Here is a 16,458-nt window from a genome sequence, read left to right as displayed (position 1 = left end):
GCCGATCACCCTCTCAGGTCGGCTACGCATCGTCGCCTTGGTGAGCCGTTACCCCACCAACTAGCTAATGCGCCGCAGGCCCATCCTTCAGTGACAGATTGCTCCGTCTTTCGTTCGTCGTCCATGCAGATAACGAAAGTATCCGGTATTAGCTACCGTTTCCGGTAGTTATCCCAGGCTAAAGGGCAGGTTGCCTACGTGTTACTCACCCGTCCGCCGCTAAGTCTCAAAGAAGCAAGCTTCTCATCGACTCCGCTCGACTTGCATGTATTAGGCACGCCGCCAGCGTTCGTCCTGAGCCAGGATCAAACTCTCCATAAAAGTGTTTGACTTGCTCATTTCTTGCTGGCGAGAACATTGCTGTTCTCTCTATTTGAAGAACCGAAGTTCTTCACTCACTCGTTGTTCAGTTTTCAAAGATCAAGCTCTTTCGTTGCCGCTCAGTGTCTCTCGCAGCAACTCTTATATCTTATCACCTTCTCAACTAGCTGTCAACAACTTTTTTTGAAGTTATTTTTCAGTCTGTTTGATCGTAGTGATCATGGAGCTGATCGAAGCTCGGCGCTTCAAGTGATAACCAGTCGTTTCTTGACCGGAATTAGATCTTACCATGATTACGATATAAAAAGCAACCCTTTTATCAAATAAAATTCACTTCTTCATAATACACTGTATTGTTTTGTCTTTTGTAGGTTTACTTGTTACTAATATAGAGGGCTTTTAAACATTACTGTTATGCTGCTATAAGCGAATTTATACATAAAGTGATCTTACGCTGTGCATATGCGTTTTTTGTTGTAGGGTCAGGGATAGTTCTTGATAGCGTGTATAGAGTACTTGATACAACAGAAGGTGTTTTGAAGATGAATGTGTCGCCATCCCTCTCTCCCACACTCGATTTGCATGTACGAAATGCTTGGCTATTCAACACTATTGTTTACACTTGATATTCATGTGTTATTTCCTTATATAAACCAAAGAGTAGCAAGGGACGGATGTGTCTCCATGCTACTCTTTGGTTTTTGTTAATTATCTTGCAAGTATGCTCCGTATCGTTGTAGATCATGATTTTATAGAAAGAATAGTTATACGTGATCTTCACTTCGATTATGCGACCAGGTCTTTTATCGTCTGGTGGATTGTGTTTGGCAAACTTCTTTGAATAGTAAAAGTCATCTACTATAATAGGGCAGTTGCTACGATGAGGTACCGTTTAGAAATGATTGCTTTTTAAAATCATTACTTTTGGAGCAATTCTGTTGCTTGTTTGATCTTGAGAGAGTTGGCAATTGGGCCGCTGCTCATCCATGTGAGAAAATCGACTTCGTGTACTTGATTGTTTTTGACAGCCGGAATGCTTTTCCAAAGTGGATTGGCGTATAGCTGTTCCGCCTGTTCTTCTGCTTGATTGCCGACGACGACTAATAAGTGATCCGCGGTCAGTTCAGGGATGGTTTCCATGGTGATTTGTTTGTTGTAATCGTCCCATGCCAATTCGCGCACAAGTGGTTCTGGTTGTAATTTGAGGTCGCCGTATAGGACAGGACCTGTGAAGCCTTTATTGGGTCCTCCATATAGAAGCATTCCTTTTTGTTCGATTCGCAGCAAAGCGACAGTTTCGTTACCGATTGATTGTTTCAATATATTAGCTGAGTCGGCGGCTTGTTGATCATATTGTTTAATCACTTCAGCAGCTTTATCCTGCATTTGTAGCAGATCGCCGATTGTCGTTAAACTTTCGCGCCAATTTTCGTTGGCATCATCAAATACATAGGTAGGAGCAATCGCAGAGAATTGCTCATAGCCGCCTTTCACAGCAAGGCTATCATTGAACAAAATGATCAAGTCTGGATTGGCAGCTAGTACGGCTTCAAAGTTAACGCCACCGCTCACATCCAGTACTGGCATATCCTGAAGATCCAAATAGTTACGTGTCTGTCCACCCGATCCCCATTGCATGACTGGTTTTACCCCAAGTGCTTGCAGCTGGTCTTCTACATAGAGTCCGATGATGCGTTTCGGATGTTCAGGCACTTGGATAGTGCCCATTTTGTGAGTGAAGGTTCTTGTCTCGGAGGAATTGCCTTCCGCATTGGCTTCTGAAGAAGTCTCCGAAGACGCGGTAGATGCATTCGTATCGGCTGTTTGTGCGGACGAGCAGCCTCCGATTACAAATAGCAGCAGAATCAGTAATAACGAGCTGCGATAGCGCCTAGACTTAGATATGTAGAATAATTTCATGATGGTCCACTCCTTATGTTTCTTTATATAACGATGACGTTTCTATTCATTGCGGCGCTTTTAAAAATACACCACCACTCGCAAATGATAATGATTATCAATGATAAGATAGACTATATCAGATTCAGTAGATAAATTACAAATGATATGCTAAGAAAACAAAACAATAATGTGTAAACGATTGGAAAGCGATATAAAGAAAACGGCAATTTGCAAGCACGATAATGTGCTGCAAATTGCCGTTTTGGATTAGAGCATGATGTTTACTGCTGAACATAATATAAGCTCTACATTATAGAGGTATGCTCATACAGATTACAGAATAGAGGTATACTCACACAAATTACAGGGGTTCGCTTCAGCCTTGGTAGGTGTACTATAGAACTCCCCTCTGTGTACGTAAAACGGTGTTAATTATTCCGAGCCGAGGAATACGTAGCGGCAGATTACGATGATTGCCAGAATCCACATCAGCCAGTGAACTTTTACTTTGTGACCGGTAAATGTGTTGGAGAAGAAACCAAGCAATACATAAGCAATGATACCTGCGGAGATTCCGTTCGCGATACCATTGGTAAATGGCATGAAGATGATGGTCAGGAATGCTGGGAAAGCTTGCATGAAATCATCCCATACAATGTTGCGCACTTGGCTCATCATCAGTACACCAACAATCACCAGTGCCGGAGCGGTTGCTGCGGATGGAACCATCAGTGCAAGCGGAGCGATAAATAGCGCCAGAATAAACAGGACACCTGTTGTTACGGCAGTCAAACCAGTACGACCGCCAGCAGCAACGCCGGATGTACTTTCTACATAAGAAGTGATCGTACTTGTACCAAGCACCGCACCGGCACTAACGCCGACTGCATCGACGAGCATCGCTTTGCTGACTTTTTTCTCGCCTTCTTTACGGTTTTTGAACAGTCCAGCGCGTTCAGCTGTACCGACCAGTGTACCGAAAGTATCGAACAGTTCTACAAAGGTAAAGATGAAGACGATCTCGAACAGACCCAGACCAATTGCGCCTTTGATGTCGAGCTGTCCAACTGCCAGGTTATCAAATGAAGGCAACCATTGTGCATTGGACAAGCTGCTCACATCGGTCAATCCCATCGGAATACCGATAATGGTCAGCAGGATAATACCGATCAGCAGTGCGCCGCGAATGCGCATGACCATCAGAATACCGATCAGGAACAGACCGATCAGCGACAGCAAAGTGTCTTTGTTGTGCATGAAATCGCTCAGAGCGAGCTGGAAGTCGCCGCCTTTGACTGTAACTGGACCAGCCAATTGAGCAACATCCGTTACGCCAGTCACCGTAGCAGAGACGGAAACGACGTTACCTAGCTTCAAACCAATAATAGTAACAAACAATCCGATACCGACTGTGATCGCCATTTTTAATGAATGTGGTACAGCGACCAGCAGTAGCTGACGGACTTTGGTAATGGTCAAAATAATAAAGATAATACCAGACAGGAATACCGCACCCAATGCAGCCTGCCACGTGATCATACCGTTGGAGCTTAATACAACCGTCATGAAATAGGCATTCAACCCCATACCCGGTGCAAGTGCAACCGGAATGTTGGCAACCAGTCCCATGAGAATGGTAACCAGACCGGCACCTACGGCTGTGGCGAAAAATACGCCCTGTGCAGGAATACCTGCACCATCAGGTCCCAGGAACAGATTGTTGACGAACAGAATGTACGCCATGGTGATGAAGGTAGTCAGACCTGCGATCAGTTCTGTCTTCACATTGGTACCATGCTCCCGCAACTTAAAGAAACGCTCCATAATAAATACTTATCCCCCTTGTGGAAAATAGATAAAGAAAACGACAAAAGACCCCGATTGTACGATTACTCATCGGGGTCTCACGGCCAGATTCGGCCGCCTTCCCGGTTCTGATTGTAGAGCTACTGCACGTATACCAATACACGTACCCACTTCTAATCATAGACCAAGAAAGACAAGCCATATTCTGAATTCCGTAGAGAGATCATTCCGGTGATCACGTAGAGACTCCTGTGCCCATTCACAGGATTATACGAAAGAATTGCAGCTGTCGAAAACTTTATTGCTTATCCGCATTCGTGTTGTTTTTGTCATATAAAGATGACTTACCTGTTACATTCTAGGATACGCTTTGATTGTTGTCAATTAAAAAATACGAATATTAAATTGTAAGCGCACACTCAATGTTCGGTAATATTTTGACAAATTGCACGCTATTTGGATGCAATCTGACAACACGGTTGCAAAACAGAGCAATATCGTTTTCCCCGAAAGGTCAAATAGACAAACTGACGTAATTTTATGTAAGCTATCTTACTTTTTGTCTAGTGATAATAGTAAAGCTCCAAAGTATGATGTTAGTCAATAGAACATTAAACGTTCGATAAAAGTTTGTTTCCATTACTAAAAAGCTTATATGGTTTTGTTCACTATGAAAAAAGTAATGAAATCATAGTGATAAGTAACATTAGAGTTATTTTATCTAACATGCCAATTCTATTATCTGCATCTTCTTCATATGTAGCGGCTTCACGTTTAGCATATTGCTTTTTTAAGGAGGAGATTCATTATGTCCAGCTTGTCCACCAATGCTAACACAGTGACAAACGTATCGCTTGCACCAACCGATACACCGGAAATTTCTCTTAAAGATGTGGAGATGCGATATCGTACAGGTCAGACGGATGTACTGGCTTTGCATCAGGTCAGTCTGGATATTGCCAAAGGTGAATTTGTATCGTTGCTTGGTCCATCCGGTTGTGGGAAAACGACATTGCTGCGCCTGATGGCAGATCTGCTGGAACCAACATCCGGTGAGGTAACGGTTGCTGGTAACAGTGCGCGGGAAGCGCGATTGGCGCGGAAGTACGGCATTGTATTTCAAAGCCCGGTGCTGTATGACTGGCGTAAGGTCAAGCATAATGTGGCATTACCCTTGGAAATGATGAATGTGCCGCGCAAGGAACGCGAGGAAAAAGTAATGGAATTGCTGGAACTGGTCGGATTAGGCAAGTTTGCCGACAAGTATCCGTGGCAATTGAGCGGCGGGATGCAGCAGCGGGCAGCGATTGCACGAGCGCTGGCGATGGAGCCAGAGATTTTGCTGATGGATGAGCCATTCTCAGCGCTGGATGAATTTTCGCGGGAACGATTGAATGAGGAACTGCTGGCGATTTGGAGCAAGGTGCAGAATACGATTGTGTTTGTAACGCACAGTATACCGGAATCGGTCTTTTTATCGGATCGAGTATTCGTTCTATCTCCGCATCCGGGGCGTTTATCCGCAGTGGTCGATATTCCGCTGCCACGTCCGCGTACTGCGGAAATGCGCAATAGCCCAGAATTTTTTGAGTTGATTGCCACGATTCGCAACAGCTTTGAAGGGGTGTGACGACAGGCATGAAAATGAATCTGCTGCTGATGCGGCATCGCATGTTGCCAGTGCTGGTCTGGATTGCACTGATTTTACTGCTGTGGGAAGCCGGATCATGGGCGCTACTGCATCTCGCACAGGTGCCGCTTGCACAGTCCAAGCTGCCGTATGTACATGAAATTCTGCTGACTAGTATTCAGTATAGCGGAACGCTACTACGAGAAGGCAGTGCAACATTCGGTAATGCGGGCATTGGCTTTGTGATCGGAGCGGCGGCGGGTGTGGTGTTGGCGATTCTGATGAGTTTGTCGCGTTGGGTGGAGCGCTTGACCTTTCCCTATGCGATTGCCTCACAGATGATTCCCATTCTGGGACTTGCTCCAATCATCTATGGCATCGTGCGGGATGAATACATATCGCGCATTATTATCTCCGGCTATATTACCTTTTTCCCAGTGGCATTGAATATGCTACGCGGATTACGCAGTGTGAATCCGTCTTCGCTGGAATTGATGTATTCGTATGCGGCTCGTCCGTGGACCGTATATTGGAAGCTACGGTTGCCTGCCGCGCTGCCAAGTCTGTTCAGCGGTCTAAAAATTGCTGCACCGCTCGCCGTAACGGGGGCAATTCTGGTGGAGTTAATGGGAGCGCAACATGGGATTGGCGTTATTATGCTACGCAATCTGTATTACGGCCCCTCTCATGTGTATATGTTCTGGGCAACAGTGGTTGTCGGCGCATTGCTCGGCATTCTCAGCTATTGGGTGATTGGCTTAATCGAACGACTGGTGGCGCCGTGGCAGCCGGAATTTCGTTCGGCAGGAGGTGAGCGGTAATGGAAAGCAGATATACTAGCGACAATCGCTCGACTGGTCTACATACCATGCCTACTCATGCTGACAATGTAAATGGCGCTTCTGATCGTTCTGATCATGCAGAGCCGTTTGATTCTTCTCACGATTCCGATCAACATTACCATCATTCAAATCAGTCAGATACGCAACGAACATTCTCTTTGCGCGCGATGCTAGTGGACAGTTCAAAGGTCTGGTTGCCGATCTTGGCGGGCATTGGATTTTTGGTACTGTGGCAGCTGGAAGTATTCCATTCCCTGTTTGATTTGAAAAAGTATCAGCTCCCTCTCCCCTCTGCTATTGCAGAATCCATTCAAGAGAATTGGAGCATGCTGTTATCTTATACCGGTTATACGCTGACCGAAGCGGTGCTGGGCATGGTGTGCGGTTCGGCGCTTGGCTTTGTCATTGCGCTGCTGGCAACAGCTTGGCCTCGCTGGGGTGGCGCCAGTCTGATTATAGTCGCTGCACTGAACGCAGTGCCGATTGTTGCGCTCGCTCCGGTAATGAATCTATGGTTTGGCGATGGTATTGGCTCGCGAATCGCTATAGTGACAGTGACTACGATGGCAGCCATGGCGATCAATGCTTACAAAGGCATGAGTTCGGTTGACCCGCTAGCGCTAGATCTAATGTATTCGTACGCGGCTAGCAAGCCATCCGTATTCCGATATTTGCGTATCCAGAACAGTCTGCCGTTTGTATTTACGGCGCTCAAGATCAATACGACCGCCAGTATGATCGGTGCGATTGTGGGCGAGTTTTTCTTTTCCTCGCAAGGGCTTGGATATTTGCTGTCCAATTCCGTCAAGGTGGCAAAGATGCCGCTTGGTTGGTCTTGTATCGTATTAGCAGCAGTGGCAGGGGTACTCTTTTATCTTATTGTGGAGCGCTTAGAGAAGGTATTCATTCGCTGGCATTCGTCCCAGCGTACCGAAGCATAAAGGTAACCGTTCCAACGGTGGATTGCCTGCTTGTCATCTTGATCTTGTCCGATATTGGCAATTCTCGACCACTTCTGGTCATGGGTACGATATCCAATTATACAGGGGGCATGGAAATATGAAGGGCATGGGCTGGAAAAAGCGGGCAAGTATGATGGTCACGGTAATGTTGTGTCTGGCGTTGATGCTAGCCGGTTGTGGAGGCTCCAATGAAAGCTCAAGCGCTGCCGGATCAGGCAGTGAAGGCAGTTCGTCAGAGCCAGTCACAGTCAAGCTGCAATTGAAATGGGTGCCACAGGCACAATTTGCCGGATATTATGTGGCGCTGGATAAAGGCTATTACAAGGATGAAGGGCTGAATGTTGAGATACTGCCCGGCGGCCCGGATATTGTACCGGAGCAGCAAGTTGCTGGCGGGTCTGCCGATATTGGCGTGGACTGGGTGGCTAGTCTATTAACCAGTCAGGAGCAGGAAATGCCGCTTGTGCAGATCGCTCAGATTTTCCAAAAAAGCGGTCTGGTGCTGATCTCCAAAAAATCTGCCAATATCAACTCCCCTGCCGATCTGAAGGGCAAAAAAGTAGGCAACTGGATGGGTGGCAACGAGTTTGAATTGTTGGCGCTGTTCGACAAGTACAAGCTTGATCCGAATAAAGACCTGAGCTTTACCAAGCAGGGCTTTACGATGGACCAATTTCTAAATGGTGAGCTGGATGCCGCTTCCGCGATGACGTACAACGAGTATCAGGTGGCGCTGGAGTCCGGTGTGAAGGCAGCTGATATGAATGTGATTGATATGAACAAGGAAGGCGTCGCCATGCTGGAGGATAATCTATTTGCCAACAGTGAATGGCTACAGGACAACAAGGAGACCGCAGCCAAATTTGTACGTGCATCGCTGAAGGGCTGGCAGGATGCCATCAAAGACCCTGAAGGCGCAGTAGATATTGTGATGAAGCAAGCAGAATCCGGCAGTACAACGAAAGATCATCAGCTCAAAATGATGGAGGAAGTAGCGAAGCTGATCGTACCAGAAGGCTTTGACGCATCAAAAATGGGTTATACCGATGATGCGATGTTCAAGCAAACGGCCGATATTGCGCTCCAATTCGGTGTCATCAAAAAAGCAGCCGATACGCAAACTGCTTATACCAATGAAATCATGGATATGGCAACCAAATCCCAATAACCCAGGAGGACACCCATCATGATCAAGTCAGAAACCGCACATGAACTCGCTCTGCAAAAGGACCGTCAGTATCTATGGCACAATATTACCCCTTACAACGAAGCCGCACCGCCGATGATCGCGGAATCAGGGCAAGGCTCTTGGGTCACGGATATGAATGGTCAGCGTTATCTCGATGGCATGTCTGGCTTATGGTGTGTGAATGTCGGCTATGGACGCAAGGAATTGGCGGAAGCGGCGTATGAGCAAATGCTGCAATTGCCGTATTTTCCACTGACGCAAAGCCATCTGCCCGCGATCAAGCTAGCAGAAAAGTTAAATGAATGGCTGGAAGGCGATTATGTGATTTTCTTTTCCAACAGTGGATCGGAAGCGAATGAAGCGGCTTTTAAAATGGTACGACAGTATTATCAGCAGATTGGGCAGCCATACCGCCACAAATTCATCTCCCGCTATCGCGGGTATCACGGCAATTCGTTCGGCGCATTATCGGCAACTGGTCAGGCGCAGCGCAAATATAAATATGAGCCACTAGCAGGAGGCTTTCTACATGTGGCGCCGCCGGACAGTTACCGTCGTCCGGTTGGACAATCGGTGGAGGAGTTTAATCTGCAATGTGCGCAGGCGATTGAGGATATGATCGTCTGGGAAGGCGCAGAGACGATTGGCGCGGTCATTATGGAGCCTGCCATTACCGGTGGTGGGGTTATCGTGCCGCATCGCGTCTATACCGATAAGGTACAAGAGATTTGTCGCAAGCATGGTGTGCTGCTCATTATCGACGAGGTAATCTGCGGATTCGGGCGCTCTGGGCAAAAGTTCGGCCATCATAACTTCGGCATTAAGCCGGATATCGTTACGATGGCCAAAGGATTAACAAGCGGATATTTGCCGTTATCGGCGACTGCGGTACGCAAAGATATTTATGAGGCGTTCAAGGATTCGTCGGATGAGTATTCGCACTTCCGCCATATCAATACATTCGGCGGCAATCCAGCGGCATGTGCACTGGCGCTGCGCAATCTGCAATTGATGGAAGACGAGCAGTTAATCGAACGATCTCGCGTGCTAGGACAACGTCTGCACCAGGAATTATCTCAGCTGCTGGAGCACCCACTTGTCGGCGATGTGCGCAGCTTCGGCCTGATGAGCGGCGTCGAGTTGGTTGCCGATAAGGAAACGCGCCAGCCTGCTTCGCTCGATATGGTCAAAAGCATCATTGCTGGCTGCAAACGGCGCGGATTGCTCATCGGCAAAAATGGCGATACGGTCGCTGGCTTCAATAATATACTGACCTTTGCCCCGCCGCTATCATCTACCGATGCCGATCTGGACTTCCTGATTGCTACCTTCAAACATGTGATGAGTGAACATTAGGCAGCGCCAGCTTTTCTGGGTACAGCAGTTGATAGGCGCGCAGCGCTACTTGAATGGAGATTCGATTTTCTGGTGACATAAAATCCTCGCCCAGCAGCTCGGTTATTTTATCTAGCCGATAGTATAGAGATTGGCGCACGATGAACAGCTTCTGGGCGGCGATTTGCTTGGAGCCGTCGTGATCCAGATAGACGCGCAGCGTCAGCAGCAATTCGCTGCCTCTGGATTCGTCGTGATCGATCAGCGGACCGAGATAATTGCGGACGAACGTTTGCAGCATTTTGCCATCGTTCAAACTGAGCAGCAATTGGTACACACCCAGTTCTTCATAAAAAAGCAACGAATGCTGTGAGCATGAATGCATATACAACGCCTGCACCGCTTCCTGATAGCTGGTGGAGGCGTTTTTTAATGATTTGCCGATTTTGCTGACGCCGATGATTAGATTGAGATCTTTCAGCTTATCGTCAGAGCGAATATGTTGTAAGGCGTGCAACGCCTGCTCTAGACGCGGCTTGGATGGCAAACGCGATTGGCGATCCAGCGCAATAACAGTAAGTCGGTTATTTTTCAACGTGATCAGTGGATGAAATAGATACTTTTCCAGAATAGAACGCAGCACGATGGACAGGTGAAAGGTGATCGATTCCCATTCATTTTCCGAGCTATTCCAGCGTACATCCTGCGGATTCTCAATCTCAATTAGGCAGACGCGGTAGTGCCATTCGTTCATCAGATTAAAATCAGGTCCGACCAGACCTTTGAGCCGATTCTCATCTTCCAATCGCCCGTTGATCAATTCCTCAACCCATAGATTCTCCGAAAAGAGACGGCGTTCTTCCATATAACGAGTACGTAGCAGCTCCTGCGCAATCGATAGTGCAGCCGAATCCAGCAGCAGACAATCATATTCCTGTGGACGATGCGGGCAGACCATCATAATGTACGCCCATGTCTGATCCAGCGCGCCTACCGGCTTGAGTACCAGCGTACGTGTATCCAACTGGCGGAAATAGGGAGCAGCATCATGCGGTACACCGTCCATCCCCTCATTAAATTGCGCAAACTGCTCTAGCAACTCCTGCTGCCGTTCTGGTGCAAGTGCTGGATAAAATAATGGCTTGCCATCCAGCTGTAGATAAACAAGCTGATGCTCCGTACTCTTGTGCAGGAGGTGTAGTACTTTGCCAGTGCCTTGCGAGCTGAGGGTTAATCGGTTGAACTCACGCGAAATACTTTCCAATTCCTGTAGCATCCGGTGATGACGATTGATAATGAGCGAATGCAGATCGAGCGTAATATCCACAAAGCGGACCGTCTTTGTGAATACAATCAGCGGAAAATCATGCTGATCCGCCAGCTCCATCATCTCTACTGGAATGGAAGTAAAATAATCACCTAATTCAATACAGAGACATGCCGCCTTTTTCTGAATTAAGCTGTGCATGAAGGATAATGCGGATTCCGTATCGGTATGAAAGCCCAGCCCTGTCGTCAAGATCATCTCTTCGCCATGAATGAGGCTTTCAAAATTAGCGCTTTCCAGCACATGCACCCAGCGGATCGCTCGGTACAGCCCATTTGTCCCTCCTACTACCTGCGCCTCGGTAAACAACGGTCGTTGCAGCGCATCCTCCATTGTAAACATGCGATGTCCATTCATTGTATGCTCCCCCCATCGGTTTGAATGGTTCACTTCCCGCCTTCCGGTACCCGTCAAAAAATAGACTTTTGAAATTAGACAGTCTGTCTAGTGTAATAAAACCAGCAATTGACTATAGTTTGTATATTATATGTTAGTATATATAACTTATAAGAACAGTTATATAGTTGTATGGATTCATTATAGGATATAAAGAGATATATTGTGATGGATTTTTTGACTATTTATTTGAATTTTATTATTTTATGTTATTTTAGTTTACATTACTTGTTTTTATTTTGCAGGATAGACAGGGAGGCTGACCGATGAATCATTCTTCACCATTGACTACATTTTCGCCAGATATGTTTATGCATAACTTTGCCGAGGCTGAGCCTGGACTGTCGCGTAAGGGAGCGATGGAAGAATCGAATCGCTGTCTCTACTGCTATGATGCGCCTTGTATTAAGGCATGCCCAACCAGCATCAATATTCCTTCTTTTATTAAACGAATCGCGACCGACAATCTGCGTGGAGCCGCTACAACGATTATGGACTCGAATCCAGTCGGTGCTAGCTGTGCACGCGTCTGTCCGACCGAGGAATTGTGCGAAGGTGCATGTGTGTTGAATGACGCTTCCGCTCCGATTCAGATTGGATTGTTGCAGCGTTATGCAACCGACTGGGCGATTGAAAGCAAGGCAGAATTGTTCAAGCCTGGACGAAGTACTGGATATAAAGTTGCGGTGGTGGGCGGCGGTCCTGCCGGTCTGTCAGCGGCACGCGAATTGGCGCGTAAAGGATTTGACGTTGTTATTTATGAAGCGCGCGACTTAGCAGGCGGATTGGATACATACGGCATCGTCTCCTTCCGACTGCCACAATCCATTTCATTGTGGGAAGTGGAGCAGGTGCAAAAGCTCGGTGTGGAGATCAAAACAGGCATGCGTGTCGGTACCGATATTAGCGCCGATGAATTGCTGGAACAATACGATGCGGTCGTACTCGCTGCCGGTATGGGCTATGTACCGCCGATCGGCATCGAAGGGGAACAGCTAGATGGCGTATACGATGCAATCAAGCTGGTGGAGCAGACCAAAACGGGATTGCCTTCCGTCAATCTGATCGGGCAGCAGGTCGCTGTGATCGGTGCAGGGAATACGGCGATTGATGCCGCTACCTGCTCGGTTCGTCTCGGCGCCGCCAATGTAAAAATGATCTATCGCCGCACCCGCGAGGAAATGACGGCATATGATTTTGAATACGAGTTTGCCAAGCAAGAAGGCGTGGAGTTCCGCTGGCTGACCTTGCCGAAGCGTATTGTTGGTGATGAGAGTGGGAAAGTAACGCATCTGGAATGTGTGCAGATGACGTTAACTGGCGAAACCGGCAAAGATGGACGACTCGTTCCAATGCCAGTGGCGGGTTCGGAGTTTCTATTACCAGTCGATGCGGTTGTAACAGCCATCGGTCAGGAACGTCAAAAGGGACTGATTGAACAATTCGGGCTTCATCATACATGGGGTGTGGTGGAGGTAGACGATGTAACATACCAAACATCCAATCCGAAAGTATATGCTGCGGGCGATATTATTTTTGGAGCTGGACGAGGTGAGGCAATGGTCGTATCCGCTGCCCAGCAAGGCAAGGATGCCGCCCATGCGATCGTTCGCCAGCTATTGCCTCAGCAGGATCATGTGATCGGCTCGGCTGTGTAATCTTTGTAAGCAATAAGGACCGTATGGAATGGCTTATACATGACTGGAGGAATTTGATTATGGCAGATTTGAGTATTGATCTTGCAGGTATCCGTTCGCCGAATCCGTTCTGGCTCGCTTCAGCGCCGCCGACCAATACAGGCTATCAGGTGCAGCGTGCCTTTGAAGCTGGTTGGGGTGGTGCCGTTTGGAAAACGCTAGGTGATCCGATTATCAACACCTCCTCTCGCTTTGCTGCTGTTAGCTTTAATGGTCAACGGGTGGCTGGCTTTAACAATATTGAGCTGATTACCGACCGTCCGCTGGATGTGAATTTGAAGGAAATCTACGAAACGAAAAAGCGGTTCCCCAATCATGCGATTATCGCTTCGCTAATGGTGGAGCCGAATCAGGAGAAATGGCATGAGATCGTCAAGCGTGTGGAGGATGTCGGTGTAGACGGGCTGGAGCTGAACTTCGGCTGTCCACACGGAATGGCAGAGCGTGGGATGGGGGCGGCATCTGGTCAGCAGCCCGATCTGGTTGAAAAGCAGACCTACTGGGCGAAAGAAGTCGCCACTACGCCAGTAATCGTGAAGCTCACGCCTAATATCACAGATATTACAGTCGTCGCCCGTCATGCGGTTCGTGGTGGTGCTGACGCAATCAGTATGATCAATACGATCAACAGTCTGGCTGGTGTCGATATTCATACGTGGAATACGATTCCGCATGTAGGTGGTCAGGGAGCACACGGCGGTTACTGCGGTCCGGCAGTGAAGCCAATTGCGCTGAATATGGTTGCCGAATGTGCGCGTAACCCCGAGATTAATGTACCTATCTCCGGTATCGGCGGTATCGGTACGTGGCAGGATGTAGTTGAATTTATGCTGATGGGTTCTACCGGTATTCAAGTATGTACCGCCGCCATGCACCACGGCTTCCGCATTGTCGAGGATATGATCGACGGATTAAGCAATTATTTGGATGAAAAAGGATTGGCATCGGTATCTGAGCTGGTTGGACGCTCGGTGCAGAAATATTCCAACTGGGGCGATCTGAACCTCAACTATCAGGTGGTTGCCCGCATCAATCAAGATAACTGCATCAATTGCAACAAATGCCATATCGCCTGCGAGGACTCTTCGCATCAATGTATTGATATGCTCACCAATGCCGAGGGCAAAAGCATCGTACAGGTACGCGAGGAGGACTGCGTTGGCTGTAATCTCTGCTCTATCGTCTGTCCAGTCGATGATGCAATCGACATGGTAGCCGTCGATAGCGGATTGCCGCCGATGACATGGAATGAACGTCAACGCACGATTGCCTCACTCAATGATTCTCACACCGTGGAGGTTATGTGATGAAAAAAATCATTAAAAACGGTACCATTGTCACCGCAGCCGAAACGTATACTGCCGATCTGATGATCGAACATGGAATCATTACTACGATTGCTGTACAGCTGGATGCGCCGGACGCCGAGATTATCGACGCTTCCGGCTGTTACATTTTCCCCGGTGGCATTGATCCGCATACCCATCTAGATATGCCGTTTGGCGGGACGACGACTGTGGATGATTTTGAATCGGGTACAAAGGCTGCTGCATTCGGCGGAACAACGACTATTATTGATTTCTGCCTGACCAATAAAGGAAAAAGTCTGCAAAGCGCTGTCGATACGTGGCATGCCAAATCCCACGACAAAGCTGTGATCGATTATAGCTTTCACCTAATGATCTCCGAGATCAACGATGAGGTGCTAGCCGAATTGCCGGTTATTATGGAAAACGAAGGCATTACGTCGTTTAAAGTATTCATGGCGTACAAAAACAGCTTTCAGGCGGATGACGGAACCCTGTACAAAACGCTGCAAACCGCCCGCCGTGAAGGAGCACTGGTCATGGTACATGCCGAGAATGGCGATGTGATCGAGTTTCTGATCGAACAGGCACTTGCCGCCGGGCAGACCGATCCGATCTACCATGCACTCACTCGTCCACCGGAGCTGGAAGGCGAAGCGACTGGACGCGCCATCTCTCTGACTGGACTGACCGATTCACAGCTGTATGTCGTACATGTCACCTGCGCCGATGCCGCACTCAAAATCGCCGAAGGGCGTAAGCAAGGGCTACGCATCTATGGAGAAACCTGTCCGCAATATCTAGTACTGGATCAAACGTATCTGGAAAAGCCGGACTTTGAAGGTGCCAAATACGTCTGGTCACCGCCACTACGGGAGAAATGGAATCAAGATGTGCTGTGGGATTGTCTGTGGAATGGCAGTCTGCAAACGATCGGCTCGGATCAATGCTCCTTTGACTTTAAAGGGCAAAAGGAGCTGGGACGCGGCGACTTTTCCAAAATTCCGAACGGCGGTCCGATCATTGAGGATCGGTTTAGTATTCTCTATTCCGAGGGCGTTGCCAAAGGTCGTATCTCGCTCAACCAGTTTGTGGCGATGGTATCGACGACCAGCGCCAAGCTATTCGGTATGTTCCCGCAAAAGGGTACACTGTCGATTGGCAGTGATGCAGATATTGTTATTTTCGATCCGAATGTCAAGCGGACGCTGTCCGCTGCTACCCATCATATGAAGGTGGATTACAGCGCCTTTGAAGGAATGGAAGTGACGGGCGAGCCAGTATCGGTGCTAAGTCGCGGGGAGTTTGTCATTCGCGATAAAGAGTTTGTCGGTACACCGGGCAGTGGACAGTATTTGCACCGTAATCGCTTTGAAGCAGCACCTACAACGGAGCTGAAGATGATGCCGGAAACAGAAATTAGCGAAGGAGTGATGTAATGTCCGCCTTTGCCGAATTTGAAAAGGAAAAAATGCAGATCGACGAGATTATGGCACAGGGCTATATGGTGCTTGCTATCCGTGAAAATCTGGATGGTGCGCTAATCGTATTCGCCCGCAGCAACAACTCCAAAGATCAGACGCAGCTACAACTGCTAACTGCCGATGCACGCAAGTATGTTACTAGTCTGTTATTCGCTAAACGGGAACAGGTGCAGTCGAGATAAGAATACTCATGGTTTCTGGCATGATAAAGTCTTACATGGATACAATACGTTACACTCGCTGACTTTGGCTTCTTGCTT

Annotated in this window: 12 protein-coding genes, 1 rRNA gene and 1 riboswitch; of the genes, 9 read left to right on the top strand and 4 right to left on the bottom strand. The window is 47.9% G+C overall.

The genetic code is table 11. The features are described from left to right. The 3 genes from ABXR35_RS16255 to ABXR35_RS16245 form a co-directional block, all read right to left on the bottom strand. Positions 1-321, bottom strand: a 16S ribosomal RNA gene (locus ABXR35_RS16255); the annotation flags it as partial. Positions 322-1,239: 918 nt separating this feature from the next. Then, on the bottom strand, positions 1,240-2,241 hold the full coding sequence (locus tag ABXR35_RS16250) for an ABC transporter substrate-binding protein (RefSeq protein WP_367062775.1): 1,002 nt from the start codon (positions 2,239-2,241) through the stop codon (positions 1,240-1,242). A 414-nt stretch (positions 2,242-2,655) separates the two neighbouring features. Further along, on the bottom strand, positions 2,656-4,047 hold the full coding sequence (locus ABXR35_RS16245; protein ID WP_367062773.1) for an NCS2 family permease: 1,392 nt from the start codon (positions 4,045-4,047) through the stop codon (positions 2,656-2,658). Between the two features lie 177 nt (positions 4,048-4,224). Further along, positions 4,225-4,324, bottom strand: a riboswitch (purine riboswitch). A gap of 513 nt (positions 4,325-4,837) precedes the next feature. On the opposite strand from ABXR35_RS16245, the gene ABXR35_RS16240 reads away from it, so the two are divergent. From ABXR35_RS16240 to ABXR35_RS16220, 5 genes are all read left to right on the top strand, one after another. Beyond that, complete coding sequence (locus tag ABXR35_RS16240) at positions 4,838-5,659, top strand: ABC transporter ATP-binding protein (RefSeq protein WP_367062771.1); 822 nt, start codon at positions 4,838-4,840, stop codon at positions 5,657-5,659. 8 nt (positions 5,660-5,667) lie between these two features. After that, complete coding sequence (locus ABXR35_RS16235; protein WP_367062769.1) at positions 5,668-6,480, top strand: ABC transporter permease; 813 nt, start codon at positions 5,668-5,670, stop codon at positions 6,478-6,480. Next, entirely contained in the window at positions 6,480-7,442 is a 963-nt protein-coding gene (locus ABXR35_RS16230) for an ABC transporter permease (RefSeq protein WP_367062767.1), read from the top strand. The genes ABXR35_RS16235 and ABXR35_RS16230 overlap by 1 nt, the downstream gene beginning before the upstream one ends. A gap of 118 nt (positions 7,443-7,560) precedes the next feature. Continuing rightward, complete coding sequence (locus ABXR35_RS16225; protein WP_367062765.1) at positions 7,561-8,631, top strand: ABC transporter substrate-binding protein; 1,071 nt, start codon at positions 7,561-7,563, stop codon at positions 8,629-8,631. 18 nt (positions 8,632-8,649) lie between these two features. Continuing rightward, entirely contained in the window at positions 8,650-10,008 is a 1,359-nt protein-coding gene (locus tag ABXR35_RS16220) for an aspartate aminotransferase family protein (protein ID WP_367062763.1), read from the top strand. Here the strand turns inward: ABXR35_RS16220 and ABXR35_RS16215 are convergent. Beyond that, entirely contained in the window at positions 9,983-11,671 is a 1,689-nt protein-coding gene (locus ABXR35_RS16215) for a PucR family transcriptional regulator (RefSeq protein WP_367062761.1), read from the bottom strand. The two genes, ABXR35_RS16220 and ABXR35_RS16215, sit on opposite strands and share 26 nt — an antisense overlap. Before the next feature lie 305 nt (positions 11,672-11,976). Here ABXR35_RS16215 and ABXR35_RS16210 point away from each other — a divergent pair, with 305 nt between their 5' ends. Genes ABXR35_RS16210 through ABXR35_RS16195 form a run of 4 tightly spaced genes read left to right on the top strand, consistent with a single transcriptional unit; the run spans position 11,977 to position 16,380 of the window. Beyond that, entirely contained in the window at positions 11,977-13,368 is a 1,392-nt protein-coding gene (locus tag ABXR35_RS16210) for an NAD(P)-dependent oxidoreductase (protein WP_367062759.1), read from the top strand. Between the two features lie 59 nt (positions 13,369-13,427). Beyond that, complete coding sequence (gene preA / locus ABXR35_RS16205; protein WP_367062757.1) at positions 13,428-14,714, top strand: NAD-dependent dihydropyrimidine dehydrogenase subunit PreA; 1,287 nt, start codon at positions 13,428-13,430, stop codon at positions 14,712-14,714. Then, a complete protein-coding gene (gene hydA, locus ABXR35_RS16200) occupies positions 14,714-16,153 on the top strand; it encodes a dihydropyrimidinase (RefSeq protein ID WP_367062755.1) in 1,440 nt (479 codons plus the stop codon). Before preA ends, hydA begins: the two co-directional genes overlap by 1 nt. Then, complete coding sequence (locus ABXR35_RS16195; protein WP_367062753.1) at positions 16,153-16,380, top strand: hypothetical protein; 228 nt, start codon at positions 16,153-16,155, stop codon at positions 16,378-16,380. The genes hydA and ABXR35_RS16195 overlap by 1 nt, the downstream gene beginning before the upstream one ends. The last annotated feature ends 78 nt before the right edge of the window (positions 16,381-16,458 follow it).

It is taken from the genome of Paenibacillus sp. JQZ6Y-1, assembly GCF_040719145.1.
GTDB classification, from domain to species: domain Bacteria; phylum Bacillota; class Bacilli; order Paenibacillales; family Paenibacillaceae; genus Saccharibacillus; species Saccharibacillus kandeliae.
Note: the sequence above shows the minus strand (reverse complement) of the source record. Positions and strands in the feature narration are given on the sequence as shown.

What these genes read in the sequence shown, in the direction of transcription:
- ABXR35_RS16235 (WP_367062769.1), top strand. Translation starts at nt 5,668, where the DNA reads ATGAAAATGAATCTGCTGCTGATGCGGCATCGCATGTTGCCAGTGCTG.
- ABXR35_RS16225 (WP_367062765.1), top strand. Translation starts at nt 7,561, where the DNA reads ATGAAGGGCATGGGCTGGAAAAAGCGGGCAAGTATGATGGTCACGGTA.
- ABXR35_RS16220 (WP_367062763.1), top strand. Translation starts at nt 8,650, where the DNA reads ATGATCAAGTCAGAAACCGCACATGAACTCGCTCTGCAAAAGGACCGT.
- preA (WP_367062757.1), top strand. Translation starts at nt 13,428, where the DNA reads ATGGCAGATTTGAGTATTGATCTTGCAGGTATCCGTTCGCCGAATCCG.
- ABXR35_RS16245 (WP_367062773.1), bottom strand. Translation starts at nt 4,047, where the DNA reads ATGGAGCGTTTCTTTAAGTTGCGGGAGCATGGTACCAATGTGAAGACA.
- ABXR35_RS16230 (WP_367062767.1), top strand. Translation starts at nt 6,480, where the DNA reads ATGGAAAGCAGATATACTAGCGACAATCGCTCGACTGGTCTACATACC.
- ABXR35_RS16240 (WP_367062771.1), top strand. Translation starts at nt 4,838, where the DNA reads ATGTCCAGCTTGTCCACCAATGCTAACACAGTGACAAACGTATCGCTT.
- ABXR35_RS16250 (WP_367062775.1), bottom strand. Translation starts at nt 2,241, where the DNA reads ATGAAATTATTCTACATATCTAAGTCTAGGCGCTATCGCAGCTCGTTA.
- ABXR35_RS16210 (WP_367062759.1), top strand. Translation starts at nt 11,977, where the DNA reads ATGAATCATTCTTCACCATTGACTACATTTTCGCCAGATATGTTTATG.
- ABXR35_RS16215 (WP_367062761.1), bottom strand. Translation starts at nt 11,671, where the DNA reads ATGAATGGACATCGCATGTTTACAATGGAGGATGCGCTGCAACGACCG.
- ABXR35_RS16195 (WP_367062753.1), top strand. Translation starts at nt 16,153, where the DNA reads ATGTCCGCCTTTGCCGAATTTGAAAAGGAAAAAATGCAGATCGACGAG.
- hydA (WP_367062755.1), top strand. Translation starts at nt 14,714, where the DNA reads ATGAAAAAAATCATTAAAAACGGTACCATTGTCACCGCAGCCGAAACG.